Consider the following 26,168-nt stretch of genomic DNA (forward strand, 5'->3'; position numbering starts at 1 on the left):
CCACTCTTTGCCGTCAAAATTGACTCACAGCTTGTCCTGTTTGGAAGTGAGGGAAGTAGTCTGTGCGGCTCATATGTCTTCGTCCCTCCTCGAAGCCTTCCTGGACCACGCCCACGGCGCGCCGGAGCGGCCGCTGCTCACGTTCGAGCGTGAGTCGACTTCCTACGGCGAGCTGGCCACGCACATCGCGGCCTTCGCGAAGGGCCTGCGTCAGCGCGGCCTGCAGCCCGGCGAGCGCGTGGCGCTCTTCCTGGAGAACAGCCCCCAGTTCATCGTCGCCTACCTGGGTGTGCAGCACGCGGGCTGCGTCGTGGTGCTCGTCAACACGGCGTACCGCCAGGTGGAGCTGGCCCACATCCTCGCGGACGCGGAGGTGCACACCTGCGTCACCGGCGCGTCGGGGGTGGCGGAGCTGATTCCGCTCAAGGACCAGCTCCCGTCGCTGCAATGGCTCGTCACCGTGGAGCCGTCCACCCTCGCGCCGCCGGCCTCGCTCGCGGTCATCGACTTCGACGTGCTGCTGGAGGAGGGCGCGACGTCACCTGTGGGGCTCGCGGTGCCGCGTCCGGAGGACCTGGCGGTGCTGGGCTACACCTCCGGGACGACGGGGCGGTCCAAGGGCGCCATGCTGCTGCACCGCAACCTGCTGGCCAACGTGAAGGCCGTCACCGAGGCGTGGCGCTGGACGGCGGCGGACCGGCTGCTGCTCGCCCTGCCGTTGTTCCACACGCACGGCCTCATGGTGGGCCTGCACGGCACGCTGTACACCGGCTCGAGCCTGGAGCTGCACCGGCGCTTCGTGGCCACGGACGCGCTGGCGACGTTGCGCGATGACGCGTCGCTGACGATGTTCTTCGGTGTGCCCACCATGTACGGAAGGCTGCTGGAGGAGTCGCGGCGCACGGGGGTGAAGCCCCGCGAGCTGCGCCTGTGGGTCTCCGGCTCCGCGCCCTTGAGCCCCCAGCTCTTCCACGACATCGAGAAGGACTTCGGCACGCGCATCCTCGAGCGCTACGGGATGACGGAGACCATCATGAACACCACCAACCCGTTCGACGGCGAGCGCCGTCCGGGCACGGTGGGCTTTCCCTTCCCGGGCCAGGAGGCGCGCGTCGTCGACGTGCGCACGCGCCGCCACCTGCCCCAGGGCGAGACGGGGGAAATCGAGGTCCGCGGCCCCCACGTCTTCGCGGGCTACTGGCGACGGCCGGATGCCACGTCGGAGTCCTTCGACTCGGAGGGTTGGTTCCGCACGGGCGACTTGGGCGAGCTGGACGCGGACGGCTACCTGCGCATCACCGGGCGGGCGCGCGAGCTCATCATCAGCGGCGGCTTCAACGTGTACCCGCGCGAGGTGGAGGAGGTGCTCGCCTCCCACCCGGGCGTGGCCGAGGTCGCCGTGCTGGGCCTGCCGGACGCGGACTACGGCGAGCAGGTGGTGGCCGTCGTGGTGCATCCGCCCGGCATGCACGCACCGGACGCGCAGGAGCTGGTGGATTGGTGTAAGGACAGGCTCGCCAGCTTCAAGAAACCCCGTCGCGTCGTCTTCATGGACTCGCTGCCTCGCAACGCGCTGGGCAAGGTCCAGAAACACCTGCTGAGAGCCCGACTGCGGTGAGACTCCTGGTCCGCAACATTCCGAACACACCGCGCTCAATTCCGTGGCTTGCGCCGGCTTGTGTCCTACCGTCCCGCCCTGGGATGGCGGCGGCTGGGATGGCCCGGCCGAGCGAGACCCCGGGTGGTGACCGTGGACGAAGAGAGGGCGTGAGTCGATGAAGCGGCTGCTCATCGTCGATGACGAGCTGGCCATCGTCGAGGCACTCCAGGACATCCTCTCCGTGGAGGGCTACGGCATCCTCACGGCCTTCAACGGCTCGGAGGGCCTGCAACGGATGGCGGAGGTGCGTCCGGACCTGGTGCTGCTGGACTTGATGATGCCGGTGATGGACGGCCGGGAGATGCTGCGCCGCATGCGCGATGACCCGGCGCTGCGCACCATCCCCGTCGTCGTGATGAGCGCGGGCCGCATCTCCGAGGAGGAGCGCCGCTCCAGCGCGCGCTTCCTGGCCAAGCCCTTCGAGCTCGACCTGCTGCTGGAGACCATCTCCGAGCTGCTCGGCGGCCCCAACGGGCCCACGCCGGGCAGCACCGGGACGACGGGCTGAAGCCACGCCGCCGGGCTTGAAGCTCAGCCCGGCGTCGCGCGGAACAGGGTGTCGCGGTAGTACTGCAGCTCGTTGATGCTGGAGCGCAGGTCCGCGAGCGCGGTGTGCCCGCTGGGCGGCTTCCGCGGCTCCACCAGGTTCGGGTACCAGGCGCGCGTGAGGACCTTGAGGCTCGTCACGTCCACCATGCGGTAGTGCAGGTAGCGCTCCAGGAGCGGCATGTACTGGAACAGGAAGCGGCGGTCGGTGTGGATGGAGTTGCCCGCCAGCACGCCCTCGCCCATCGGACAGTGGTCGGCCACCAGCGCCGTCACCTCCCGCTCCGCCACCCGCAGCGACGTGCTGGAGGCGCGCACCTTCTCGAGCAGGCCGTTGCGCGTGTGCATCTCCCGCACCACGGGCTCCATGCGCAGGAGCACCTCTTCCGGCTGCCAGATGACGCGCTCAATCTCGGCAATCGGGCGCAAATCCGGCCCGGTGATGATGACGCCAATCTCGATGATGGCGCAGGACTCGGGGTCCAACCCGGTCATCTCCAGGTCCAGCCAGACAAAGCGGGGTTCACGCGAGCGCATGCCGATGCCTATACCAGCCCGCGCGCCCATGCGGGGCCTCAATACTCCGCTTCAGACCTCCACTTCGCATTCGGCGGTCCACCGTCCGTCCGCGCTCCGGCGCACCGTCGGTCCGGTCGCCCCGGGCGCCGTGCTCATTCGCGAGCCTCCAGCTGAGGCGCCTCCAGGTGGCGCGTGAACCAGTCCGCCGCGCGGCGCGCCACCTCCTCCAGCGTGCCAGGCTCCTCGAACAGGTGGGTGGCCCCGGGGATGACGATGAGGGACTTGGCCGAGGACAGCTCGTCGAACGCGTCCTGGTTCAGCTCCAGCACGTCCACGTCCAGGCTGCCTACCAACAGCAGCGTGGGCGCGCGCACCCGGGCCAGCGCGGGCCCGGCCAGGTCCGGCCTGCCGCCGCGAGACACCACCGACTGCACCCACTCCGGATGCAGCGCCGCCGCCAGCAGCGCCGCCGCCGCGCCCGTGCTGGAGCCGAAGTAGCCCAGCCCCAGCCCGGACAGCTCCGGCTGGGCCTGCGCCCACTGCGTCACGGCGATGAGCCGCCGCGCGAGGAACGGGATGTCGAAGCGCAGCTCGCCGGTGCCCACGTCCATCGCCTCCTCGTCCGCGGCGAGCAAATCGAACAGCAGCGTGCCCAGGCCGGCTTCACGCAGGCGGCGCGCGACGGCGCGGTTGCGCGGACTGAAGCGGCTGCTGCCGCTGCCGTGCGCGAAGATGACCAGCCCGCGCGCGCCTGGAGGAAGGCCCAGGCTGCCGCCCAGCTCCGCGCGTCCGGAGCGCACCCTCACCTCGTGGACCTCCAGGTCCTTCGCGTCATCCTGCCTCATGGGGCCGCTCTCCTCGCGTCACGGGTGCACGTCGTCACAACGACACGGCTTCACGGCCTCACACGGCCTCACGGCTTCACGTCGTCACATCCAGGTCCCACCCGAGTCCGCGGCCTCCACCACCTCCTGCGAGCGCCAGGGCGGCTCACGGGAGCGCTCGACCAGGCTTCGCAGCTCCACGTCGGGGAACGCGCGGAAGTCGTCATACACCTCGGCCACCGTGCGCAGCCCGGGCTCGGTCTGCACGCAGGCCACCGTGTCCGCCTCGGCCCGCAGCACCGCCAGCCCCTGGGGCGAGGCCACCGGGGTACCCATCACCAGTCGGGCCGGGTGAAACCGCCGCAGGGCCCTCAGCGCGGCGGCGGCGGTGGCGCCCGTCAGCACGCCGTCATCCACCAGCACCACGGTGCGGCCACCCAGCCCCGACAGGGGATGCCCGCGCAGCCGTCGCGCCTGCTCCTCCACCACGCTGGCCTCCTCGCGGATGAGCGAGTCCACCTCGCTTCGGGGCAGGGGCGCCAGGCGCAGCGCATCCGAGAGCAGGTACTGGCCTCCGCCCTCGGACACCGCGCCCATCGTCAGCACCCGCCCGGGGATGCTCAGGCGCCTGGACACCCAGACGTCCAGCGGGACTTCCAGCGCGCGGGCCACCTCGTACGCCACCCTCAGCCCTCCCCGGGCCAGCCCCAGCACGCGGACCTCCGAGCCCCGGTAGGGGAGGAGCACCGCCGCCAGCCGGCGCCCGGCGTCTGCTCTGTCGCGAAAGCGCATCGTCACTCTCCTTGTCCCAAGGGAAAGCACGGCCGGGCTCGCTGGCGGCGAAGAGGCGGGCAAAGGCTCTCCCGAAGGCATGTCACCAGGGGAGACAGCGAGCGCCGCGCCCTCAGGCCACCGGGCGCGCTAGGGTTGGGAAATGGACCCCATCCTCCTCATCGGCACCGCCAGTCCCCGCCTGGGACGGGAGCTCGCCCTGGCCCTGGGCGTGGCGCCCACCGACTGCCACTTCGAGCGGTTCCCCGACGGAGAGATGCACCTGGAGGTCCCCACCTCCGTGCGCGGGCGCACCGTGGTGCTGGTGCAGTCCCTGACGCCTCCCGCCGGAGAGCACCTGCTGGAGCTGCTGCTGATGGCGGATGCGTGCTGGCGGGCGGGCGCCGCGCGGCTGGAGGCGGTGGTGCCGTACCTGGGCTACGCACGACAGGACCGGCGCGCGCGGCCGGGCGAGCCCCTGGGTGGCCGGCTGGTGGCGGACATGCTGTCCCAGGGCCGCTTCGCACGGGTGATGGTGGTGGACCTGCACAGCCCCGCGCTGGAGGGGTGCTTCGGCGCGCCGCTGGAGCACCTCACCGCGCTGCCGGTGCTGGCGGAGGCGCTGCGGCCGGAGGTGACTGACACGTCGGTGGTGGTGGCGCCGGACCTGGGCGCGGTCAAGCGCGCGGAGGCGCTGGCGCGGCTGTTGGGCCGTCCGTGGGCGGTGATTCACAAGGTGCGGCTGAGCGGCGACGAGGTGCACGCCAGCGGCCTCATGGGCGAGGTGCGCGGCAAGCGGCCCATCCTGGTGGACGACATGGTGTCCACGGGGGGCACCCTCGTCGCGGCGGCCGGCACGCTGCTCGCGGCGGGCTGCGCGGAGGACCTGACGGTGGTGACGACGCACGCGCTGCTGGTGGGGCCCGCGGTGGAGCGGCTGGGGGCGCTGCCGGTGCGGCTGCTCGTCGGCACCGACAGCGTGGAGCCTCCCTCGGGGCTGCCGTTCGAGCACCGGGTGGTGACGCTGGCGCCGCTGGTGGCCCGCGCGCTGCGGCCGTGAGGTGAGGGAGGGTGGGCATACGAGGGCCCGGCGCCTCCGGGTGGGGGGCGCGGCGCGGGCCTGGGGGGATGCAAGTTGAGCCCGCGTCCAGGGTGGAGTCGGTCTAGGCTTGGCCCATGTCCGACACGTTGCTGACGAAGCGGGAAGCGGGGGTCCTCACCCTCACCTTCAACCGACCCGAGAAGAAGAACGCCTTCACGCATGCGATGTACGAGGCGGCCACCGCCGCGCTCAAGCAGGCGGCGACGGACGCCGAGGTCCGCGTGGTGCTGCTCACCGGCGCGGGCAACGTCTTCACCGCGGGCAATGACATCGGCGACTTCATGGAGCACCCGCCCGCGGGCGAGGACAGCGCCGTGTTCCTCTTCCTCAAGGCGCTGGTGGACGCGCCCAAGCCGGTGCTGGCGGCCGTGGACGGCCCCGCGGTGGGCATCGGCACGACGATGCTGCTGCACTGTGACTACGTCGTGGCCAGCGAGCGCGTGCGCTTCCACATGCCCTTCGTCCAGCTGGGCCTGTGCGCGGAAGGCGCCAGCAGCCTGCTGATTCCGCGCATGGCCGGCTACGCGCTGGCCAGCGAGCTGCTGCTCTTCGGAGAGCCGTTCGACGCGGCGACCGCGCTGCGCGCCGGCATCATCAACAAGGTGGTGCCCGCGGAGAGCCTCCAGGAGGTGGCCGCCGAGCGCGCCCGCACCCTGGCCTCCCGTCCCGCCGAGGCCGTGCGCGTGACGAAGGAGCTGATTCGCGGACCGCGCCGCGAGGAGACGCACGCCACCCTGGCGCGCGAGGGCGCCCAGTTCATCGAGCGCCTGGGCTCCCAGGAAGCGCAGGAGGCCTTCATGGCCTTCATGTCGCGCGGCAGCAAGAAGTAGCCACCCCGAGTCACGTAGGTGAGCCCGGAGCCAGCACGGCCCCGGGCTCCCACTTCCGGACGTCCGAGCTTCAGGGCCCGGTCAGCGCGTCGTCGGGGCCTGCGGCGGACGCGGCGCGGCGCGGCCGGTGAGGAACGACTCGATGCTGGCCGCCTGCGCCGTCTTCAGCGCGACGCACTGGTCCATCGACTCCAGGAGCTGCGTCAGCATGCGAGGCCCGCCCGGCGCGTTCGCGTTGCGAGGCGTGAAGAACTCCTCCACCTCCTTGCGCCGCTCCGGGCTGCAGAAGCCGCCGCCCACGAAGGCCAGCCGGCCCGCCGCGTCCTTCGGCAGGAGCGCGTCGGGCGAGTCACCCACCAGCCGGTCGTAGTTCTCCTTCACGAAGTCGAACGCCACGCCCTGCGTGCGCACGTGCTGCGTGGCGCCGAACACCATCCACATCGACTCGCGCGGGTCCAACGCCTTGTCGAACACCAGCGGCAGGCCCTGCTTCACCAGCTCCGGGTCCGTGAAGCTGCTCAGCGCTCCCAGCAGGCGCTGACGGATGGCCCGGTCCTTCTCCGTGCGCACCGCCGCGACGAGCTTCTGGTGGAAGGCCGCGTCGCCATGGGCCGCGGCGACGGAGAGCACCGTCTCCACCATCTCCGGCTCAATGGCCTGCTTGTTCGTGAGCCACTTGTCCGCGAGCGCCCGGGCCTCCGCGACAATCTTCGGGTCCGCGCCGTCGCGGCCCGACACCCGCACCACGCGCGGACGCAGCAGGCGCGTGTCCTCGCTCTCGCCCTTGCGCGAGGTGAAGCCCAGCTCCCGGGCGCGAGGCCCGTACGTCTCACGCAGGAAGCGCGCCCTGTCCGGCAGCCGGGCCTCCGGCAACAGCCGCGCGCTCGACAGCTCCAGCATCTCCATCGAGGTCTCGACGATGGCCCGGTCCGGGTCCTGCGCCATGCGGGCCGAAAGCGTCAGCGCCTCGGAGGCCGGCAGCGCTCCGGCCAGGGCCAGCGCCTTCACGTCGCCCAGCAGCGCCACGCGCTCCGTGCGCGACAGCTTCGTCACGCCCGTCTTCAGCAGCTTCGTCGCCGCGTCCCCCGAAAGCTGCATGCGGAAGAAGCCCGCGCCCTCCGCGTTGGGGAACACCCAGGCCGGGCACGTCTTCGCCTCCGTCAGGGCGACTTCGGCGCGCTCGCCCTCCAGCACCGTGCAGGCGCGTGCGTCCTTGTTGCCCGCCGCGTACTCCACGCACACGGGCACCTTCCACGTCTGCGGCCCCGGCGCCTGCGAGCCCAGCCGCAGGTAGCGCTGCTGGGTGAGGACCACCTTGGGCTGCCCCGCGCCACACTCCAGCGTCGCGGTGACGAGCGGCGCGCCGCCCTGGTCCAGGAACGTGCCCAGCACGCCCGTCACGTCCTGGCCCGCCTCGGCGGACAGCGCGTCCAGGAAGTCCTTCGCCGTGGCGTTGCCGTGCGCGTGCTTGCGCAGGTAGCGCTGGATGCCCTTGCGGAACACCTCTCGTCCCAGCCACTCCTCCGTCATGGAGAGGACCGCGGAGCCCTTGCCGTAGGTGATGCCGTCGAAGGCGTTGTGGATGTCGTTGGCCGTGTCGATGGGCTGGCGGATGCGGCGCGCGGACAGGAGGCTGTCGGCGTCCAGCGAGCGGCTGCGGTCCTGCACGCGCTCCACCGGCGCGTCCCACGACGGCTGCCACGTCTCGATGATGCGCGGGGTCACCCAGGTCGCGAAGGACTCGTTGAGCCACAGGTCATCCCACCACGCCAGGGTGACGAGGTTGCCGAACCACTGGTGCCCCAGCTCGTGCACCTGCGTGTCCGCGAAACCGCGCTGGCGGCCGAGCGAGTCCTCCTCGGGCTTGGCCAGCATCATCCGCGAGTTGAACGTCACCAGGCCCGGGTGCTCCATGGCGCCGCCGAGCAGCGGCACCGCGATGACGTCCAGCTTCTCGTACGCGTAGGGGATGCCGAAGTAGCCCTCCAGCGCGGCGAGGATTTCAGGCGTCACCTTGGCGGCGTAGGTGCCTTCGACGGCGCGGCCCTTCGGGGTGATGATGCGCGTCTTCACCTTGTTCTGACCGGAGTCGGCGGCGGCGAGGAAGTCGAACGGGCCCACGCCGAAGGCGATGAGGTAGCTGGGCAGCGGCTTGGTGCGCGCGAAGCGGTAGGTGTGGCCCCCGTCCGGACGGGCCTCCTCGGCGAGCTGCGGCGTGTTGGTGACGGCCACGTTGCCCGCGGGCACGTGGAACGTCAGCTGCCAGGGCACCTTGAACTCGGGCTCGTCGAAGCACGGGAAGACGCGCCGCGCGTCGATGGGCTCGAACTGCGTGTAGATGTACCAGTCGCCTCCCTCGTTGACGCGGAAGGCGCCGTCCGTCTCCTTCTCGGAGGCGGTGGCCTCGTACACCACGCGCAGCTTCGCGGTGCCGACGGCCAGCGGCTTCGCGAGCGAGAAGCCGAGGAAGTCACCCTTCTCGCTCTTCAGCGGCGTCACGTCGATGGCGCTGCCCGCTTGCATCAGCGAGGCCTGCTTCACGGTGAGGTTCTTTCCGTGCAGCCACACGACGGAGGTGGGCTTCGCCACGTCGAGGCCGATGTCCGCCGTGCCCTGGAAGGCGGAGGCCTTCGGGTCCAGCGTCAGCTCCACCGCATAGCCATTGGGACGGACGTCCTTGGGCAGACGCAGCGTGGGCGGCGTGGGCGCGGCCGAGGCCGCGGCGGAAGCAGCAGGAGGAGTCGCTGCGGGCTCGGGGGCCGGAGGGTTCTGCCGGGCACCGCACGCGGAGAGCAGGGCTACGGTGGCAATCACCACCGGTCGGAGCAGGTTGGGCATGGCGCGCATAGTGGCCCATGGCGGGCAGCCAGGGTAGCGCCGAGCATGAGTGTGTTCTTGCCGTAAACTTCACTTCGGGGTGGAGTGCCGCCGTGTCCTCGCCCGCTCCCATTTCCGACCAGGCCGTCCCGCAAGCGAACGCCGTGAAGCTGCCCCCCGAGCACCTGCGCCGCATCATCGGCACGCCTCCGGGTCCGGTGGTGAAGTTCGTGACGCGCTTCGTCTTCGCGTTCCTCACGTGGCTGTCGCCCGAGTCGCGTGACGCCATCGCTCGCTTCGTGGGCAATCTGGCGTACACGCTGGGCATCCGTCGCCGCGTCGTGCTGGACAACCTGGCGCACGCGCTGCCGGAGAAGACCGAAGCGGAGCGGCGGGACATCGCGCGCGGCGCGTACCTCAACATGTCGCGCGTGGTGCTGGAGTCGCTGCCCTCGGGAGACCGGCTGCCGTCCGACTGGGCCGAGCAGGGCATCGAGGGCACGGAGGCCTGGGAGGCGCTGAAGGCGCGCGTGGCCACGGGCAAGGGCGCGCTGCTGGTGACGGCGCACTTCGGCAACTGGGAGTTGCTGGGAGACATGGTGGTGCGTTTGGGCGTGCCGATTGATGCGCTGGTGCGTCCGTTGAAGGGCGCGCTGAACACGCGCATCGCGGAGAACCGGTTGGGCATTCCCGCGGGGCTCATCTATCCGCGCGGCGCCATCCAGGAGCTCAAGGACGCAGTGGAGCGCGGCGAGTCGCCCTTCATGCTGCTGGACCAGGCGCTGCCGGCGAAGGCCGCGGTGTTCGTGCCGTTCTTCGGAAGGCTCGCGTCCACGACGCCCGCCATGGCGGTGACCGCGCAGCGCACGGGCGCACCGGTGTTCGTGGTGATGGGCGTGCGCAACGGCAAGCCCGGCGCGCGCCTGCGGATGGAAGTGGAGGGCCCCATCCTCCCGCCCGCGCCGGGCGAGTGCGAGGACCCGATTACGGAGCACACCGCGCGCGTCACCGCGGCGCTGGAGCGCTGCATCCGCAAGTACCCGCACCAGTGGATGTGGCTGCACCGCCGCTGGAAGGTGCAGCCCCCCAGCAGCGCGACGGACGCGAAGAGCTGAGAAGCCCTACTCCACCACCACGCGGCGCAGGTGCGTGCCCAGGCGCGCGACAATCTCGTAGTGCAGCGTCTGCGCCCAGTTGGCGAGCGACTCGGCGCTGACGGACTCGTCTCCGTCGCGCCCCATCAGCGTGGCCGTCACCGGGCGCTCGTCATGCGTGGCGCGCGTCACGTCGACGATGAGGTGGTTCATCATCACCCGCCCCAGCACCGCGCACCGCCGCCCGTTCACCAGCACGTGCGCCTTGCCCGACGCCAGCCTCGGATAACCGTCGTAGTAGCCCACCGGCAGCACGGCGATGCGCGTGGGCTCCGACGTCCGGTACGTACAGCCGTAGCCCACGTAGCTGTCCGCGGGCAGCCACTTCACCACCTGGCTGCGGCACCGCCAGGACAGCACGGGCTTGAGCACCGGCACCTCGCCCAGCACCAGCCGCGCCGACAGCCGCGTCTCCGCCGACGGCCACAGCCCATACAGCGAAATCCCCACCCGCTGCGCCTCGTAGCGCGCCCGGGGCAGCACCAGCGTCGCGGCGCTCGCGGCGATGTGCCGCTGCAACGGCCCCCCCTTCCCCAGCTGTCCCTCCAGGAGGCGCAGCCCCGTCTCGAACGCGTCCACCTGCGCGAGCGCGTAGCCCTGCTCCGTCACGTCCTCCGTGTTCGCGAAGTGGCTCAGCCCGCCCACCACCTCCAGCACGTCCCGCGCGTCGACGAGGAAGCTCGTCTCGCGCGGAATCTGCTCCAGCGTGAAGCCCTCGCGCCCCAGGCCCGTGTCGATGTGGACGTGCACCCGCAGGGGCCGCTCCAGCTTCGCCGCGCGCAGCACCGGCACCGCGTCCTCCCAGCCACGGTCCGCCACCACCACCTCCACGCCCTCGCGCGCCAGCACCACCGCCTCGTGCGGCGCCACCGCGCCCAGCACCACCACCTGCCGGGGTGACAGGCCCTGGGCCCGCTCGTGCTCGCGCACCTTCAGCGCGTCCTGCGGCGCGATGAAATAGAGGATGTCCACCAGCCCGTGCACCAGCGGCAGCACCTGCGCCAGCCCGTGCCCGTAGGCGTTGCCCTTGAGCACCACGCCCAGCGGAGGCCGCGTCCCGTCCCGCCCCTCCAGCACCCGGAACACCTCCACGTTGTGCCGCAGCGCACCCGCGCTCAGCTCCAACCACGAGGTATGGGCCGCATCCCCGGGCCCGCCGCCAATGGACTCCACGTTCACCTCCGACAACACGTCGACTCCCGCCCCATACCAGCAATGGCCGGGCCATGGATTTCGCGGCCCCCGGGACACAGGCGCCCGCGTGAGGAGCAGGCGCACCAGGCGCCCGGGCCCGCCCCTTGTCATACCTGTCGTCCCGGGTGCCTCCTCCACCAGCGAACCGAGGGAGACAAGAGTTCGCTTCGGAAATGGTTGAATCCGGATTACGCGAGGGGGGTGCTATCGTCCCACGGCGTGTCCCCCCCGGACGTTTCCCTGGCCCAGGCCTTCATCGCGGCGCGTGGCGTCTCCTCCGCGCCGGAGCCGTCGCTGCCCCTGCTTCAGGAGCGGCTGGCGCGCGCGCTGTCCACCGGGCGCTCGGCCTGGCCCGGAGTGGAGTTGGAAGGAACGCGCTTCGTCAGCCACCTCGCGAGGCTGCTGCCCACCCAGGCGCCCTCCGAGGACGTGGAGAAGTTCCACCTCCCGGACGTGTACCTGGCGCGCGCCGCCGCGGACCAACTGCCCTCCGCGCTGAACGCCTTCGAGTCGAGCTTCCTCCCCGAGGTGAACGCGGCCGTCGCGCGGCTGAAGCTGCCACCCACGGGGCTCGACGAGGTCCGTCAGCTGCTGCGCCAGCGCATGCTCGTGGGCAGCCAGGACGCACCCGCCCGGCTGGCCGCCTACCCCGGCACGGGTCCGCTCAGCGGGTGGGTGCGGGCCGCGGCGCTGTGGCTCGCGCTGGACTGGCAGCGCCAGCGCAGCGGACATCCCCAGGCGGATGACGGGGACTTGTCGATGCTCGTGGCGCCGGGGGACGACCCGGAGCTGCTGTACCTCAAGAACACGTACCGCGCGGAGTTCAGCACCTCGTTCTCCGCGGCGCTCGGCATCCTGGAGCCGCGTCAGCGCAACTTCCTGCGCCTGAAGTACCTGGACGGGCTGAGCATCGACCAGCTCGGCGCGCTCTACGGCGTGCACCGCTCCACCGCGGCGCGCTGGGTGGTGGCCGCGCAGGACGCGCTCCTCCAGGAGACGCGACGGCTGCTCACCGAGCGACTGCGCCTCACCGGCTCCCAGCTCGACAGCGTGCTGCGCCTCATCTCCAGCCAGCTCGACGTGAACCTCAGTCGCCTGTTGCGCTCGAAGGCGGACTGACGCGCGGGCCCCGCACCTCCCTGGAGGTGGAGGCAGGCGGAGGGGAGCCCCTTTCGGGAGGATTCCCCGGAGCGTCGAAGCGAATTAAAGGAGAGGCGGGATGCGAACGCTCTTCATCGGAGACGTCCATGGCTGCGCGGAGGAGCTGCACGCGCTGCTGGCCGAGTGTGGCTGGCGGCCGGACGACCGCGTGGTGCTGGTGGGCGACCTGGTGGCGAAGGGGCCGGACTCGGCGGGCGTGGTGCGGTGCGCTCGCGAGAAGGGGCTGCTCGCGGTGAGGGGCAACCACGACGCGCACGTGCTGCGCTGGCATGCGGGCCGGGCGCCCGAGGGCAAGAAGCTGGGCAAGGAGCACCGCCAGGTGCTGGAGACGCTGGCGCCCGAGGACTGGGCGTACCTGGAGGCGCAGCCGCTGTACCGCCGCTTCCCGGACCTGAATGCCCTCGCGGTGCATGGCGGACTGGTGCCCGGTGTCCCGCTGGAGGCGCAGCGCACGGACGAGCTGCTCAACCTGCGCAGCATCGCCCCGGATGGGACGCCGTCGAAGCGCGTGGATGGCGGCGTGCCCTGGGCGAGCTGCTGGAAGGGCCCGGAGCTGGTCATCTTCGGCCACGACGCCATGCGCGGCGTGCAGCGACATCCGCATGCGGTGGGCCTGGACTCGGGCTGCGTGTACGGCGGGAGACTCACGGCCTATGTGATGCCGGAGGGCCGCCTCGTCTCCGTGCCGGCCCGCCGTGCGTACGTGGATGTGAATGCGTCGCCGTGAGCCCGTGACGCGCTCAGGTGACGCGCAATCGCTTGCTCAGATGATTCCGCCGTTGGCGCGCAGCACCTGACCGTTGACCCAGCCCGCGTCAGGACTGGCGAGGAAGGCGACGGTAGCGGCGATATCGACGGGCTGGCCCAGCCGCTCCAGTGGCGAGAGCTTCGCCATGCGGTCGACGACTTCCTGCGGCTTGCCCTTGAGGAACAGGTCCGTGGCGGTGGGGCCGGGGGCGACGGCGTTGACGGTGATGTTCCGGCCGCGCAGCTCCTTGGCCAGCACGCTCGTCATCGCCTCCACCGCGGCCTTGGTGCCCGCGTACACGCCGTAGGTCGGCTGGAGCAGGCCCACCACGCTGGAGGAGAGGTTGATGATGCGCCCGCCGTCACGCAGTCGCCGCGAGGCCTCGCGCAGGGTGTTGAAGGTACCCTGGAGGTTGACGGCGACTTGCCGCTCGAACGTGGCGTCGTCGGTGTCCGCCAGCGTGGCGAGGCTCATGATGCCGGCGTTGTTGACGAGTACATCCACGCCGCCGAAGGCCGTCTCGGCCGCGTCGAACAGGCGCCGCACCTCCGCGCTCTTGCTGACATCGGCCTTGGCGGCCAGCGCCTTGCCGCCCGCCTGCTCAATCTTCCGGACGAGCGCCTCCGCGGGCCCGGCCGACTCCGCGTAGTTCACGATGACGGTGAAGCCGTCCTGGGCGAGTCGCTCCGCGATGGCGGCGCCGATACCGCGAGCAGCGCCGGTGACGAGCGCCACTTTCTGGGTCTTCGCGTTCATGTCGTTCCTCCTGGCCGGCGTTTCGTCACCGGCATGGGGGAACAATGTGCTTTCGCAGGGCCGAAATAATGCCCCGGGGATGGGCATCACTGTTCCAGTACTTCGAACAATCAAGCCAGACAGCGGCCCTCCAGGGGGTGCCCCTCCCGTCCAAGCGAGGGGCACGAGGGGGACGGCTAGAAGTCCCGGGCCTGGGCGCGGCGCTGCAGCCTCATGAGGCGCGTCAGCCCGTTGCGAATCTCCCACGCGTACTCGGGGCTCTCGTAGTGGAGCGTGAGCAGCCGCTCCCGGGGGAACTGGTAGCCCACGAGGCGGACGGTCGTCCCCGGCGCCTTCCAGTTGGCGACGACCACGAGGCCGCGACGGGAGATGTTCACCTCGGGCTCGGAGATGGGGCCAAACAGCGGGGCTTCCTCCTCCGACTCAGCGGCGCTCGCGTCGGGCGCCGAGGCCACCGCCGTGTCCCGCAAGGCGTCCTCGTCCAGCGAGGTCCCATCCGGGCGCGCCTCGACCAACGGAGGCTGACCTTCGGCCACCTGGGAACCGGACCGCGCGGGCGCGGGGAAGTCATTGGGCGCACCATCAGGCGGAGTCCCCGCGACCTGGGCACCGGTCGGCGCGGGGAAGTCGTTGGGCGCACCATCGGGTGGAGTCCCCGCGACCTGGGCACCAGACGGCGCGGGGAAGTCATTGGGCACATCGTCGCGCGGAGCGCCCTCGGCGACCTGGGCTCCCGACTCCGTCGGCGCGGGAGCACTCATGGACTCCTCGTCCCGAGACTCCGAAGCGGCGGGGAAGTTCGTGGATGCGAGCGGAGCGCTCTGGGTGAGCAGCCAGGCGAGGTCGAGCGACTCGCGGTACTTGTGCACGCGCCGTGACGAGCCCCGCTTCGAAGCGCGGCCGTACTTGGCGGTCAGCAGTTCCACCACCTCCTGATGGTCGACGCGGACGTTGGTGGGCGTCGCGAAGCGCACGAAGACGGAGCCCAGGCGCCCGTCCGCGAAGAGGAAGAACACCCGGGCCGGGTGCTCCGCGAGCTTCGTGGTGAGGACCAGGTCCCCGTGAGAGGTCTCCTCCGTCCCCGGATACATCGCCCGGACCTGGTCGCGCGTCATGCCCCAGGACGTGGACTGGAAGCCGTCACCCGAGCCGTACTTCTCCGCATGCACGGCGCGGATGGCGGCCCGGCGCTCATGCACCTTCGGACCGTGGTGTCGCGAGCCGCAGCCGACGAGCACGAACAACACCAACGACAAACACCCATTGCGAAGCATCGAGGCCATCTTTCCGTTTCCTGCGAAAGGATGGCGTCCGGGACCTCGGCCCGCGGCAATCCCCCCGAGGAATCCATGTTCGACCACCGGCACCCTGCTTCGCAGCGTATGGCAGATGGCCTGGAAAGGGCTACGCGTCCGGACGCGCCTCGTACCCGCGCCCGGCCCATTCGTTCAACACCGGAGGCAGGGCGCTCACCCGCCTCCGGTGAAGGACTTCCGCCTACCGGCTACAGCTCCTCGAAGATGAGCAGGCCGCGCGAGGTGTCGATGACATAGACATGGCCATCGTCCGGGACACGCATGCCGATGGCGCCGTCATGGAACAAGGTGCCGCGAGCCCGGTCCGTGCCTCGCCAGGTGTTGAAGTGGGCGACCTCGCGCATCCGTGAGGGACGGGACACGTCCAGCACGCGCACTCCGTGCTGATAGTGGGCGAGGTAGAGCAGGTTTCCCTTCAGCTCCATGTTGTGGATGGAGACGCCCGGGGACAGGCGGTACTCGCCGATGAGCACGGGGTTCTCCAGGTCCGTCATGTCGAGCGCGCGGACATGCGCCCCCCAGTCCTCGCCGCCCTCGAAGACGATGAGGCGGTTGTTCACGTAGTGCCAGCGGTTGGTGTGGCTGGTGGCGCGCGGATAGACATACTCGCCCTTCTTCACCACGTTCGTCGGGTCGCTCACGTCGAGCACCAGCAGCCCCGCGGCCCAGTGATTGACGAAGAGGCGCGGCCCCCACGACGTGGCGTCATGCGGGAAGGAGGCGACCAGCGGATTCACGCTCGGGTCCGCGTAGCGGCCGAGCAGCACCGGCTCCCGCTCGTTCTTCACGTCGAAGATGAGCGTCTCCGGCGTGGGCGAGGCGGACATGACATAGAGCCGGTTGTTGTCGCCGTGGATGGTGTGCGCGTTGATGGCGCGGCCATCGGGCAGCGAGCGCAAGAGCTTCGGGTTGGCCGGCTCGGAGATGTCGAAGACGAGCAGTCCCCGGGCCGCGCTCGCGACATAGAGCGCATCGCCCTTGGCCCACACGCCATTCCAATAGCTGTCGCCCGGATAGGTGATGGTGCTCACGAGCCGGGGCGCGGTGCGGTCACTCAAGTCGAAGACGTACAGGCCGCCGGGCCCCGCGAGCGCATGCTCCAACGAGACGACATACGCATGCTCCTTGGCGACGAAGACATCCGCGACGATGCCCTGGGGCACCACGCCCTCTCCCACGAGGGTGAGCCCCGAGGCCTCCTCCTCTCCCGCGCGCCGCTGGACCTTCTCCGCCTCGAAGGTGGCCTCGTAGAAGGGCTTCCCCGCCAGACACGTCACGTAGCACCCCGTCACCCGGCTGGGGCTCGGGGCCTTGCACCCCATGAAGGATGAGCGGAACGTGCGTCCATCCGGGAGCGTGCCGTAGTTGGTGATGAAGAACGTGCTCCCCTCCACGCGGGCCTCGCTCAGGGGGACGCCGCCGGAGAGCACCTGCCCCCCCGACACGAAGTTCAGCGCGCCGGTGAGATGGCTGTTGGGGAGCTCGCGGATGTTCTTTTCAAGAACATGCACGGTGAAGTGGCCATTGGCATCCAGGCCCGTCAGCGAGCCGAGCTCACACGCCGACACGTCAAAGGACTCCGGGGTACCGCACTCGGCGGCGGCGCCGTCACGGGGCAGTAGAGAACAGGCGGCCAGGGGCTCCGGGGCCCAGTCTCCATGGTCCTCGAGTACCTGCGAGGGCCCCTGGTTGACGGGCACTTCCACCACATCGGCGACTTCTCGGGAACAACCACTGCCGATACCCAGGCACAACGAGGCAACGAGCGCACCTCTCACGACATTCGTCATGATGCTCCATCCAACGGTGTTGGCCCCGGCCCCCCACCAACGTGGTGGAAGTCAGGCCATATCGTTGGAGGGTGCGGATATTTCCGGACATCGCCGCGTCAGCAGTGCCACGTCGAGCCCCACGCCCAGGAGCACGCCGACGGAGTAGCAGACGAGGTCACTCCAGAGGAACCCCGCGCCCAGCACCAGTCGGCCCGGCAGCGTGCGGCGCGCGGCATCCAGCCAGGGCGCGTGAAAGTCCTGGCTGAACTCGATGCCGAAGGAGAACGCGAGCGCGACGGCGGCCACCACGAGCGCGGAGCGGCGCGGGGCGAGGAAGCGCAGCAGCAGGAACACGAGCAGCGCCCACAGCGTGTCCCCTGCATACGTGGCGAAGAAGGCGGGCCACGGCAGCGACCTCCGGCGCGACGCGAGCCCCAGCGGTATCACCAACACCGCCAGCCCCAGCGAGAGCAGACGGGTGCGAGGTACGGAGGAGGAACCAGGGGAGGAGCGCGGAGTGGACGTCACGCGCCCCAGCCTACCCGAGCCGCGACACGGGGCCTCAGGGCTGGGCGGCGTAGAGCTGCCCGCGCATCTCGCCGTAGTAGGTATGCGCCTTGGTGTGGAGGTTGAAGTAGAGCACGCCCTTGCGCGCGAGCGACTCCAGGCTGGCCAGCGTCTTCGTCTGCGCCAGGAAGCCCAGCTCCGCGGGACAGCTCTCCGGCAGTCCTGGCTTCATACCCTTCATGTCCTTGATGAAGACGACATTCGCGTGGGTCAGCTCCACCGACAGCTTTCCCTCCGCGAGCGTCTTCGACAGGTTGCCCAGCTCCCCGAAGTCCACCACCACCGGGCCCAGCACTCCGGGCGGGCCGCAGTGGATGTGGAACATGAGGATGTCGGCGCGGTTGACGCCCTTATGAACATCGACCAGTTCTGCGTGAAGCTGGAGCAAGCCCACCACGAGGCCATTCACGGAGGGGGAAACTGGAAGCTGGGGCGCACATGGCCCGATGAGTGGAACCGGATGATCATGAAGGCTTTACGCGAAGCCGAGGCGAAGGCTGGCCGGATGTTGACGCGGAATGAGGTCCTGGACATCGTTGCCGAGCGAATGACGGACTACAGAATCCCGATCAACTTCACTCCCGGGAGAATGCGATGAGCGGCGGGGATGCCTGGAAGGGCAACATCAAGGCACGCCTGTACGAACGGGTGCGCGAGCGAGGCTGCGACTCACTCACCGCGTTTGCCGAGGCACGTCCTGCCGCTCCGCTGTATGCCCTGGCTGACCAGCTTGGAAACGACGTTGCTGCCGTACAGGTGCTGAGCGGTTTGCTCGCAGAGGCGGAACAGAGAAAGCAGGTCACACGCTTCGTCCGCGATGTGCTCGTGCGCCTCCTGTCTCAGAGCCTCCCCAACGGTTGGCCGGCCGTCCTGGATGATGCGAACCGATTCAAGGTGGCCAAGGCGCTCGGTTCTTGGTCCGCATACACTCCAGAAACCCACGAAGAGCGCGTCAGTCAGGTCGGCGATGCGCTCCTCGCGAATCCACCGCCGCCCGGGTGGCGTCCACTCGGGCCCGACGACGAGCTGCTCCGTACGCTCCTCCCTGACGAAGAAGCCTGACCGACAGGACAGAGAGGACACCGAGAATGCCACGTCGACGTCCTTCCCGAATGGCCACGCCACGTGTCCTCGCAGCAATCCTCGTCCTCGGGTGGAGCGGCCTCGGCTGCAAGGACTCAAGCTCCGCGCCCACGAGCCAGCCCGCCAGGACAGGCACGGACCTCGCGTCCCTGGAGCGGATGGTCAACCTTCCCCGTCGCCCCGTATCCGTCCAGTGGCGCAAGGCCATTCGCGGAGCGCCGGGCATCGGTCCCACCGACTGGGAAGTGCTGGCGGTCCTCGAATACTCGGAGGCGGAGACCCAGGCGCTCCTGGCCACGCTGAAACCCACGGACCTCCCTCCGCCCACGCTGGACGACGGAGGCTGGCTGCCGGCCGCCACGCGCAAGTCCCTCGCTGGCGCCCGTGCCTACGACGCCTCCGCCTTCTACCGGCCTCCGCTCCAACACGGGACGGTGCTCCATGTGCCGGGCACAAACACCTTCGTGCTCTCCCTCTTCACGATGTAGCCCCAGGCTCACTCTGTACGCCACGTCCGTGGCCGGCGGCGCTCGTCGGCGAAACAGCATCGCCAATCATTGCCTCGGGTGACGCCTCGTCAGGCGGGGCTGGAAAGCCAAACATGAGAGCCGGGTGTTGCTCCCTCATCTCTGAAGGGCAAAGCACCCGCCCGGACCTGCGTCAGGCCATGGCTCCGGGCGGGCGCTGCTGGATGAGCTACGGCGACCAGCGAACGCGCCGAACGCCACCGTGGTTGCCGCACCTGCCCTGCGCCCAGTCGAGGCAGTTGCCGCAGACCTGGTAGGAGCTGTCCAGGTCTCCGTCACAACAACGCACCTCGCACGTGCGCCATCCTGGCACACATGCTTCCGCGAACTCGAAGCACGCGAGGTCCGCTCCTGGCTTCTCGCTCGGGTCAGACGCTTCCTCGCTGATGAGTGCGTCGGGCATCCCCTGCTCCTCGGGGAGAGGGCCCCCACACGCGGCCATCATCATGAGCCCGACCGACAACACATAACGACGCAGTCCAACGACTGTCATTGTGGCCTCCGCTTCGTTCTACATCTACATGGAACCTCAAATCCAGACGCATGAGAGAATACGCTTTGGAGTCTGTGAATAAAGCGCCCCCGCACCATGCCTTGTGCCCGAGTTGGACAGTTGTCGTTTGCGGTTGAATCCAAACGGAATCATCTGATGCCATTGCATTGACGCTCGACGCGCCCCTGGACGCCGCCAGCAACGGCACCTGCTCCGGCGGCTTCGGCGTGGGGGTGAAAAACAGGAAAGCGCGCAGGCTCGCTCGGCAGGCACTGGAGGACTGAGGCTGCCTGTCCTCGCCGCCGGAGCGTGGGTGCTACCCTGGAAGTCTCCATGGCCCCCGCTCCTTCAGCGCTCGCCCACTCCGCCGAAGCCACGACGCGCGCGCCCAGGCGAGCAAGAACCTCGCTTCACGGGAGCAGGGGGAGGCGCGCCCTGGCCCTGCTCACGCTCCTGTGGAGCACCGTCGCCGTCGCGCAGGTGAACGGGCGCGAGCGCCGCATCGGTCAGTTCTATCACTCGCGCTGGACGGTGAAGGACGGCGCCCCCGGTCAGGTCTCCGCCCTGGCGCAGACGCCGGATGGCTTCCTGTGGATGGCCTCGGCGGCGGCGCTGTACAGCTTCGACGGCGTCCACTTCCGGCGCTTCGAGCCACCCGATGGCCACCCCTTCAGCAGCATCCAGACGCTGTATGTCGCCCCCGACGGCGCGCTGTGGATGGGCTTCATCCATGGCGCCGTGGCAAGCCTGAAGGACGGCCAGGTCACCCGGTATGGTGAAGCCCAGGGCCTGCCCTTGTCCCAGGTGGTGTCGTTCGCCACCGATGCCCGGGGAGACCTCTGGGCCTCCACCAGCCTTCGCGGCGTGTACCGCCTGAATGGGAGTCAGTGGGAGCGCATCGCCGAGCCCTGGGGCCTGCCCGCGGCGGAGGGCCGGGGCCGCGCGATGTTGGTCGACCAGGACGGTGCCCTCTGGCTCGCGCTCGCCGACAAGGTCTACTACCTGGAGCAGCACGGCCGCGCGTTCCGCGACACGGGCATTGCCGTGAAGTGGGCGAGCCGGTTGACGCAGGCCCCCGATGGCGCCCTCTGGGTCGCCGACCCCACGGGCCCGGTGCGTCCCATCGGCCTGCCGGGCGGCAAGCCCTACCCTGGCGCGGGGAGCCTGGAGGTCCAGTCCGCGGGCCTGCTGTTCGACCGGGAGGGGAGCCTGTGGGTCACCTCGCTCGGTGACGGCGTGCGCCGCATCGCGCATCCCGAACATTGGGGTGAGCGGCGCATCTCCCGGCTCGACGAGGCCGGGGAGCCCTTCACCGAGAAGGACGGCCTCAGCTCCGACTACACATGGCCCATCCTGGAGGACCGGGAGGGCAACCTCTGGGTGGGCACCAGCGGCGGGCTGGACCGCTTCCGTCACAGCACCCTGGTGCTGGCCGAGTTCCCTCGTGGCTCGCATGACTTCGCCATCGCGGTGGGCGACGACGGCGCGCTCTGGGCGGGAACCACCAACCGGCCGCTGATGCGGCTGCGCGACAGGACGGTGGACACCTTCGACATCGGCGCCCCCATCCTCGCCTCCTACCGTGACAGGGACGGTCAGGTGTGGCTGGGCGCGGAGAACGGCCTCTGGCGCATCCAGGACGACAAGCCCGTGCGCATCGCGGACCTCCCGGCGCCCGCGCCCGCATACATCCATGCGATGACGAAGGACGCGGAAGGCACGCTCTGGGCCGCGCTCATCGGAGGGGGCCTGTTCCAGCTGCGCGAGGGGAAGTGGACGTCGCTGGAGGCACGAGCGGAGCTCCGGGCCCGGGAGCGCATCATGGCCCTGGCCACCGATGCCCAGGGCCGGGTCTGGCTGGGGCAGACGCAGGAGCTCCTCCGCGTCGAGGGGAAGGACGTCCGTCGCCATGGCCGCGCGGACGGACTGGAGGTGGGCATCGTCACCTCACTGAGCGCGGGCCAGCGACTATGGGTGGGCGGTCAGTTCGGACTGGCGTACTTCGACGGGCTGCGCTTCCACACGCTCGCGGTGGAGGACGACGAGCCCCTGCGCGGTGTCTCCGCCATCATCGAGCTGCCCGACGCAAGCCTGTGGGTCCACGCGGTCTCCGGCATCCTGCACCTGAGCGCGAAGGAGCTGGCCCGTGTCCTGGCCACGCCCGACAGCGCCGCGTTGCGATGCGAGCGCTTCGACTTCCTGGATGGCCTTCCGGCGCGCCCCACGCTGCTGCGTCCGTTGCCCACGGCGGTGCAGGGAACGGACGGGCGGCTGTGGTTCGCCACCAGCAACGGCGTGGTGTGGATAGACCCGACGCGCATCTTCCGAAATCCGCTGCCCCCGCCCGTGGCCATCCACGCGGTGCGAGTCGACGGCCAGTGGCTCCCCCTGGGGCCCGGCGCGCTCACCCTGCGTGAGCAGACGACGAACATCGAAATCGACTACACGGCGCTGAGCCTCTCCATCCCCGAGCGCGTGAGGTTCCGCTACCGGCTGGAGGGCGTGGACACGGCGTGGCAGGACGTGGGCGGACGGCGCGAGGCGTACTACTCGCATCTGCCCCCGGGGAACTACCGCTTCCAGGTGCTCGCCACGAACAACGACGGCGTCTGGAACGAGACGGGCGCGACGCTCGAGTTCATCCTGCCCCCCGCCTTCTTCCAGACGTGGTGGTTCCGCGCGCTGTGTGGCGCCGTCGTCGTGGTGGCGCTGTGGCTCCTCTACCTGCTGCGGCTGCGCCAGGTGCGAGCCCGGCTGCGGCGGCTGCTGGAGGAGCGTCACCACGAGCGGGAGCGCATCGCGCGCGAGCTGCACGACACGCTGCTGCAGGGCGTGCACGGGCTGGTGCTGCGCTTCCAGGCGGCGTCGGAGCTGGTGCCCGAGGGACACCCCGCGCGAGTGGCCATGGAGAAGTCCCTGGAGCGCGCCGACCAGGTGCTCGTCGAGGGGCGGGACAGGGTGATGGACCTGCGCACCGCGATGGTGGACCCGGGCGAGCTGTCCACGGCCTTCACCCGATTGGGAGAAGAGCTGGGGCAGGGGCAGCCCATCGCGTTCCAGGTGGTGGTGGAGGGCACGCCCACCGCATTGGACCCGCTGGTGCATGACGAGGTCTTCCACATCGGCCGTGAGGCCCTGTTGAACGCGTTCCAGCACGCCAACGCCCGGCGCATCGAGGTGGAGCTGACGTATGACTTCACCCAGCTGCGCCTGCGGGTGCGCGACGACGGGCGAGGAATCGAAGAGGCGTTCCTCCAGGCCGGCGGCAAGCCCGGCCACTGGGGCCTGTCGGGCATGCGCGAGCGCGCCCTGAAGCTGGGCGCCTCACTCGACCTCCGCGGCCGGGAGAAGGCGGGGACGGAGGTGGAGCTGCGCGTCCCCGCGGCGACGGCGTACGAGGACTCCCCGAAGGGCACCCGGCACCGGCTGCGGCGGCTCGTGAGCGGCCTGCGCTGAAGCCCGCGCCACGCCGGTCCGAGGCAGTCGCGCCTCCCTCCATCAGGGGAGGCGCGCGAGCGGACGCAGGCGCACTGTACCGCGCGCGGTCTCCCCACCTGCCCCGAGCGCACGATGAGCACGACGTCCCCCGATACGATTGTCTTGATTCACGGCCTCTGGATGACGCCCCGGAGCTGGGAACACTGGGTGGAGCGCTTCAAGGCCCGGGGCTACAAGGTGCTCGCGCCCGCCTATCCGGGCCTGGAGGTGGAGGTCGAAGCGCTGCGCGAGGACCCGTCCCCCATCGAGAAGCTCACGATTGAGGAGACGGCCCACCACCTGGAGACCGTCATCCGGGGGCTTTCGAGCCCGCCCATCCTCATCGGCCACTCGTTCGGCGGCGCCATGGTGCAGATTCTGTTGGACCGGGGGCTCGGGGCCGCGGGCGTGGCCATCGACTCCGTGCAGGTGAAGGGCGTGCTGCGGCTGCCGTTCACCACGCTCAGGGCCACCTTCCCCATCCTGGCCAACCCCGCCAACCGACACCGCGCGGTGCCCTTCACCCACGAGCAGTTCCGCTACGCCTTCACCAACACGCTCACGGAGGCGCAGTCCCGGGCCGTCTACGAGCGCTACCACGTCCCCGCGCCGGGCCGCTTCCTGTTCGACGGGGCGCTGGCCAACTTCAACCCGCACGCGGCCACCAGGGTGGACTTCGACAAGGAGGACCGCGCGCCGCTGCTGTTCATCGCCGGGAGCGAGGACAACATCATGCCGGCGTCGCTCAACAAGTCGAACGCGCGGCACTACAACAGCGGCGTCGTGGCCTACAAGGAGTTCCCCGGCCGCTCGCACTACATCTGCGGTCAGGAGGGCTGGGAGGAGGTCGCTGACCACGCGCTCTCCTGGGCCCTGAACCCCACGGCGTGAGCGCGCACGCCGCGCGTTCCGTCGCCCCGGGGATGTGACGCTCCTCGCGCCCTGCTAGCGTCGCCGCGTCTTTTTCCCGGCGAGGCTCCAGGCTCCATGAAGAAGCTCCTCATCATCGCGGGTGTGCTGTTCGTGGCGCTGGGGGGCTTCGTCCTCAAGACGCTCTCCGACGCCGGACAGTTCAAGCACCTCTCCCCCCACGCGCCCGGCAAGTGCACGCCGGTGTCCGGCATGCCCGGCGCGGAGGACATCACCTTCCACCCGAGCCTGGGCTACGCCTACGTCTCCTCGGACGACCGGCGCGCGACGCTGGCGGGGCGTCCCGTGGCTGGCGGCATCTACCGCTATGACCTCTCCGGCACCACGCCTCCCGTGCTGCTGACGGGGAGCTTCTCCCCCGACTTCCATCCGCACGGCATCGGCCTGCACGTGGACCCTTCGTCCGGCGCGCAGACGCTCTTCGTGGTGAACCACTCCCGGTCCGAAGGCCAGCGCATCGAGCGCTTCGAGGTCGGCGAGGACGGCCTGCTCGTTCACCGCGCCTCGCTGCATGACGCGCTGCTCGTGTCACCCAACGACGTGGTCGCCGTGGACGCGCAGCGCTTCTACGTGACGAACGACCACGGCTACCCGCCGGGCGCGATGCAGGTGCTGGAGGACTACCTCCAGCTCGCCCTGGGCAACGTCCTCTACTTCGACGGCCAGCGCTTCCAGGAGGTCATCCAGGGCACGAAGTACGCCAACGGCATCAACCGCTCCGCGGACGGGCGCACCGTGTACCTGGCGGAGTCAGTGGGCCGCTCGCTGCGCAGCTACGAGCGCAATCCGGAGACGGGCGCGCTGACGCTGCTCAACACGCTGGATTTGAAGTCCGGCCCGGACAACATCGAGCTGGATGCCGAGGGCAACCTCTGGATTGCCTCCCACCCCAAGATGCTCGACTTCGCCTCCTATGCGGGCGACCTGACGGGCAAGAGCCGGGCGCCCGCCCAGGTGCTGCGCGTGACGGGCACGGGCGCGGACCTGAAGGCCACGGAAGTCTACCTGGACGACGGAAGCCAGACGTCCGGCACGGCCACCGCCGCCGTCTTCGGCAAGCGGATGCTCCTGGGTCCCGTGTTCGAAAAGGACTTCCTCGACTGCGAGCTGCCCTGAGCGCGTCGTCGGAATCCAACGACCCCTCGCCCCCGAGTCCCAGCCGGCTTGTCCTGAGTTGAGAGCCTCCCCCCCCTCCTGGCTGCCACAAGACAGGGGGCGGACGCTTTCGCCCGGGAGAGAACGGCGACATGGGCGGTGGGCTGAGTTGGAGGGGGAAGGTTGGGCTGGGTGGGCTGTGCGCGGCGCTCGCGGCGTTCGCTCCGGGGAGCGCGGAGGCGGACGTGGATGAGGCCCTGGCCCTGGGGCATCACCACAAGGACAAGCACAAGAAGAAGGAAGAGGAGAAGGCGCGACGGGAGGCGGCCGCCACGGGTGGCTCGGGCGCGGCGGCGATGATGGGGCCTCGCGTGGGTGGCCACGTGGCCGCGGTGATTCCCTTCCTGAGCATCACGGATGAGGACACCACCGTCATCTTCGGCGACTTCTTCACCTTGGGCCTCGCGCCGGGCATCACCCTGCACCTCAACGAGCGCTGGGCCCTCGACTTCGAGTTCATCGCCTTCAGCCGCTGGCGGTTCGAGGACGACGGCACCCCGGCGAGCGTCAGCACCAGCTTCGTGCTGGACCCGGGCGTCATCTACGACTTCGGCGGGTTCAAGGGCGGCCTGCGGCTGGCCATGCAGGTGGGTGAGGGCGTTCCCTTCAACGGGGGCATCGTCCCCATCATCATCAAGGGCTTCCCCATCACCGAGCACCTGAAGTTCTTCGTGGAGCTGGACCTGCCCTTCTTCGTCACCGGAGCGCCGGATGACGGGGGCTTCAGCTTCTCGCCCCAAATCCAGACGGGCATCGCCTTCTGACG

Annotated in this window: 24 protein-coding genes and 1 pseudogene; 14 read left to right on the forward strand and 11 right to left on the reverse strand. The window is 70.0% G+C overall.

Features of this window, described 5'->3' with window-relative positions; all coding sequences use genetic code 11:
• Nucleotides 1-73: 73 nt before the first annotated feature.
• Together LZ199_RS39030 and LZ199_RS39035 are read left to right on the forward strand one after the other, a co-directional pair.
• The gene (locus tag LZ199_RS39030) at nt 74-1,618 is read left to right on the forward strand and encodes an AMP-binding protein (RefSeq protein WP_407667324.1); all 1,545 of its coding nucleotides are present in this window, start codon (nt 74-76) and stop codon (nt 1,616-1,618) included.
• Nucleotides 1,619-1,775: 157 nt separating this feature from the next.
• On the forward strand, nt 1,776-2,168 hold the full coding sequence (locus tag LZ199_RS39035) for a response regulator (protein WP_253998885.1): 393 nt from the start codon (nt 1,776-1,778) through the stop codon (nt 2,166-2,168).
• 23 nt (nt 2,169-2,191) lie between these two features.
• Here LZ199_RS39035 and orn read toward each other — a convergent pair whose 3' ends face one another.
• From orn to LZ199_RS39050, 3 genes are all read right to left on the reverse strand, one after another.
• Complete coding sequence (gene orn, locus LZ199_RS39040) at nt 2,192-2,743, reverse strand: oligoribonuclease (RefSeq protein WP_253998886.1); 552 nt, start codon at nt 2,741-2,743, stop codon at nt 2,192-2,194.
• A 134-nt stretch (nt 2,744-2,877) separates the two neighbouring features.
• A complete protein-coding gene (locus LZ199_RS39045) occupies nt 2,878-3,570 on the reverse strand; it encodes a dienelactone hydrolase family protein (RefSeq protein WP_253998887.1) in 693 nt (230 codons plus the stop codon).
• A gap of 84 nt (nt 3,571-3,654) precedes the next feature.
• The gene (locus LZ199_RS39050; RefSeq protein WP_253998888.1) at nt 3,655-4,341 is read right to left on the reverse strand and encodes a phosphoribosyltransferase; all 687 of its coding nucleotides are present in this window, start codon (nt 4,339-4,341) and stop codon (nt 3,655-3,657) included.
• 142 nt (nt 4,342-4,483) lie between these two features.
• On the opposite strand from LZ199_RS39050, the gene LZ199_RS39055 reads away from it, so the two are divergent.
• A complete protein-coding gene (locus LZ199_RS39055) occupies nt 4,484-5,380 on the forward strand; it encodes a ribose-phosphate diphosphokinase (protein ID WP_253998889.1) in 897 nt (298 codons plus the stop codon).
• Nucleotides 5,381-5,496: 116 nt separating this feature from the next.
• Nucleotides 5,497-6,252 (forward strand): enoyl-CoA hydratase, encoded by a 756-nt coding sequence (locus tag LZ199_RS39060; protein WP_253998890.1) that lies wholly within the window; start codon nt 5,497-5,499, stop codon nt 6,250-6,252.
• An 81-nt stretch (nt 6,253-6,333) separates the two neighbouring features.
• Here LZ199_RS39060 and LZ199_RS39065 read toward each other — a convergent pair whose 3' ends face one another.
• On the reverse strand, nt 6,334-9,090 hold the full coding sequence (locus LZ199_RS39065; RefSeq protein ID WP_253998891.1) for a M1 family metallopeptidase: 2,757 nt from the start codon (nt 9,088-9,090) through the stop codon (nt 6,334-6,336).
• Nucleotides 9,091-9,182: 92 nt separating this feature from the next.
• Between LZ199_RS39065 and LZ199_RS39070 the strand changes: the two genes are divergently transcribed.
• On the forward strand, nt 9,183-10,184 hold the full coding sequence (locus tag LZ199_RS39070) for a lysophospholipid acyltransferase family protein (protein ID WP_253998892.1): 1,002 nt from the start codon (nt 9,183-9,185) through the stop codon (nt 10,182-10,184).
• A 6-nt stretch (nt 10,185-10,190) separates the two neighbouring features.
• Here the strand turns inward: LZ199_RS39070 and alr are convergent, their stop codons facing one another.
• On the reverse strand, nt 10,191-11,411 hold the full coding sequence (gene alr, locus LZ199_RS39075; protein WP_253998961.1) for an alanine racemase: 1,221 nt from the start codon (nt 11,409-11,411) through the stop codon (nt 10,191-10,193).
• A gap of 225 nt (nt 11,412-11,636) precedes the next feature.
• On the opposite strand from alr, the gene LZ199_RS39080 reads away from it, so the two are divergent.
• Complete coding sequence (locus LZ199_RS39080; RefSeq protein WP_253998893.1) at nt 11,637-12,536, forward strand: transcriptional regulator; 900 nt, start codon at nt 11,637-11,639, stop codon at nt 12,534-12,536.
• Between the two features lie 100 nt (nt 12,537-12,636).
• Nucleotides 12,637-13,305, forward strand: a complete 669-nt coding sequence (locus LZ199_RS39085; RefSeq protein WP_253998894.1) for a metallophosphoesterase — start codon at nt 12,637-12,639, stop codon at nt 13,303-13,305.
• A gap of 36 nt (nt 13,306-13,341) precedes the next feature.
• Here LZ199_RS39085 and LZ199_RS39090 read toward each other — a convergent pair whose 3' ends face one another.
• The 5 genes from LZ199_RS39090 to LZ199_RS39110 all read right to left on the reverse strand — a co-directional run bounded on the left by LZ199_RS39090 (nt 13,342) and on the right by LZ199_RS39110 (nt 18,062).
• Nucleotides 13,342-14,082 (reverse strand): SDR family oxidoreductase, encoded by a 741-nt coding sequence (locus tag LZ199_RS39090; protein WP_253998895.1) that lies wholly within the window; start codon nt 14,080-14,082, stop codon nt 13,342-13,344.
• A 176-nt stretch (nt 14,083-14,258) separates the two neighbouring features.
• Nucleotides 14,259-15,365, reverse strand: coding sequence for a hypothetical protein (locus LZ199_RS39095; RefSeq protein WP_253998896.1), 1,107 nt, complete (start codon nt 15,363-15,365; stop codon nt 14,259-14,261).
• A gap of 221 nt (nt 15,366-15,586) precedes the next feature.
• Complete coding sequence (locus tag LZ199_RS39100) at nt 15,587-17,188, reverse strand: LVIVD repeat-containing protein (protein WP_253998897.1); 1,602 nt, start codon at nt 17,186-17,188, stop codon at nt 15,587-15,589.
• A gap of 51 nt (nt 17,189-17,239) precedes the next feature.
• On the reverse strand, nt 17,240-17,698 hold the full coding sequence (locus LZ199_RS39105; protein ID WP_253998898.1) for a ribosomal maturation YjgA family protein: 459 nt from the start codon (nt 17,696-17,698) through the stop codon (nt 17,240-17,242).
• A 34-nt stretch (nt 17,699-17,732) separates the two neighbouring features.
• Nucleotides 17,733-18,062, reverse strand: a complete 330-nt coding sequence (locus LZ199_RS39110) for a CHRD domain-containing protein (protein WP_253998899.1) — start codon at nt 18,060-18,062, stop codon at nt 17,733-17,735.
• 27 nt (nt 18,063-18,089) lie between these two features.
• On the opposite strand from LZ199_RS39110, the pseudogene LZ199_RS39115 reads away from it, so the two are divergent.
• The 3 genes and pseudogenes from LZ199_RS39115 to LZ199_RS39125 form a co-directional block, all read left to right on the forward strand.
• Nucleotides 18,090-18,335 (forward strand): annotated as a pseudogene (locus LZ199_RS39115) (DUF2380 domain-containing protein); the annotation flags it as partial.
• Complete coding sequence (locus tag LZ199_RS39120; RefSeq protein ID WP_253998900.1) at nt 18,332-18,799, forward strand: NUDIX hydrolase; 468 nt, start codon at nt 18,332-18,334, stop codon at nt 18,797-18,799. The pseudogene LZ199_RS39115 and the gene LZ199_RS39120, both read left to right, overlap by 4 nt.
• Nucleotides 18,800-18,849: 50 nt before the next feature.
• On the forward strand, nt 18,850-19,308 hold the full coding sequence (locus tag LZ199_RS39125; RefSeq protein WP_253998901.1) for a hypothetical protein: 459 nt from the start codon (nt 18,850-18,852) through the stop codon (nt 19,306-19,308).
• Nucleotides 19,309-19,516: 208 nt separating this feature from the next.
• On the opposite strand, the gene LZ199_RS39130 is transcribed toward LZ199_RS39125, so the two are convergent.
• On the reverse strand, nt 19,517-19,750 hold the full coding sequence (locus LZ199_RS39130; protein WP_253998902.1) for a hypothetical protein: 234 nt from the start codon (nt 19,748-19,750) through the stop codon (nt 19,517-19,519).
• Between the two features lie 423 nt (nt 19,751-20,173).
• On the opposite strand from LZ199_RS39130, the gene LZ199_RS39135 reads away from it, so the two are divergent.
• The 4 genes from LZ199_RS39135 to LZ199_RS39150 all read left to right on the forward strand — a co-directional run bounded on the left by LZ199_RS39135 (nt 20,174) and on the right by LZ199_RS39150 (nt 26,166).
• The gene (locus LZ199_RS39135) at nt 20,174-23,296 is read left to right on the forward strand and encodes a sensor histidine kinase (RefSeq protein ID WP_253998903.1); all 3,123 of its coding nucleotides are present in this window, start codon (nt 20,174-20,176) and stop codon (nt 23,294-23,296) included.
• Nucleotides 23,297-23,410: 114 nt separating this feature from the next.
• Nucleotides 23,411-24,208, forward strand: coding sequence for an alpha/beta hydrolase (locus tag LZ199_RS39140; protein ID WP_253998904.1), 798 nt, complete (start codon nt 23,411-23,413; stop codon nt 24,206-24,208).
• Between the two features lie 96 nt (nt 24,209-24,304).
• A complete protein-coding gene (locus LZ199_RS39145; protein ID WP_253998905.1) occupies nt 24,305-25,363 on the forward strand; it encodes an SMP-30/gluconolactonase/LRE family protein in 1,059 nt (352 codons plus the stop codon).
• Between the two features lie 131 nt (nt 25,364-25,494).
• Nucleotides 25,495-26,166, forward strand: coding sequence for a hypothetical protein (locus LZ199_RS39150; protein ID WP_253998906.1), 672 nt, complete (start codon nt 25,495-25,497; stop codon nt 26,164-26,166).
• The last annotated feature ends 2 nt before the right edge of the window (nt 26,167-26,168 follow it).

It is taken from the genome of Myxococcus qinghaiensis, from assembly GCF_024198215.1.
Lineage (GTDB): Bacteria > Myxococcota > Myxococcia > Myxococcales > Myxococcaceae > Myxococcus > Myxococcus qinghaiensis.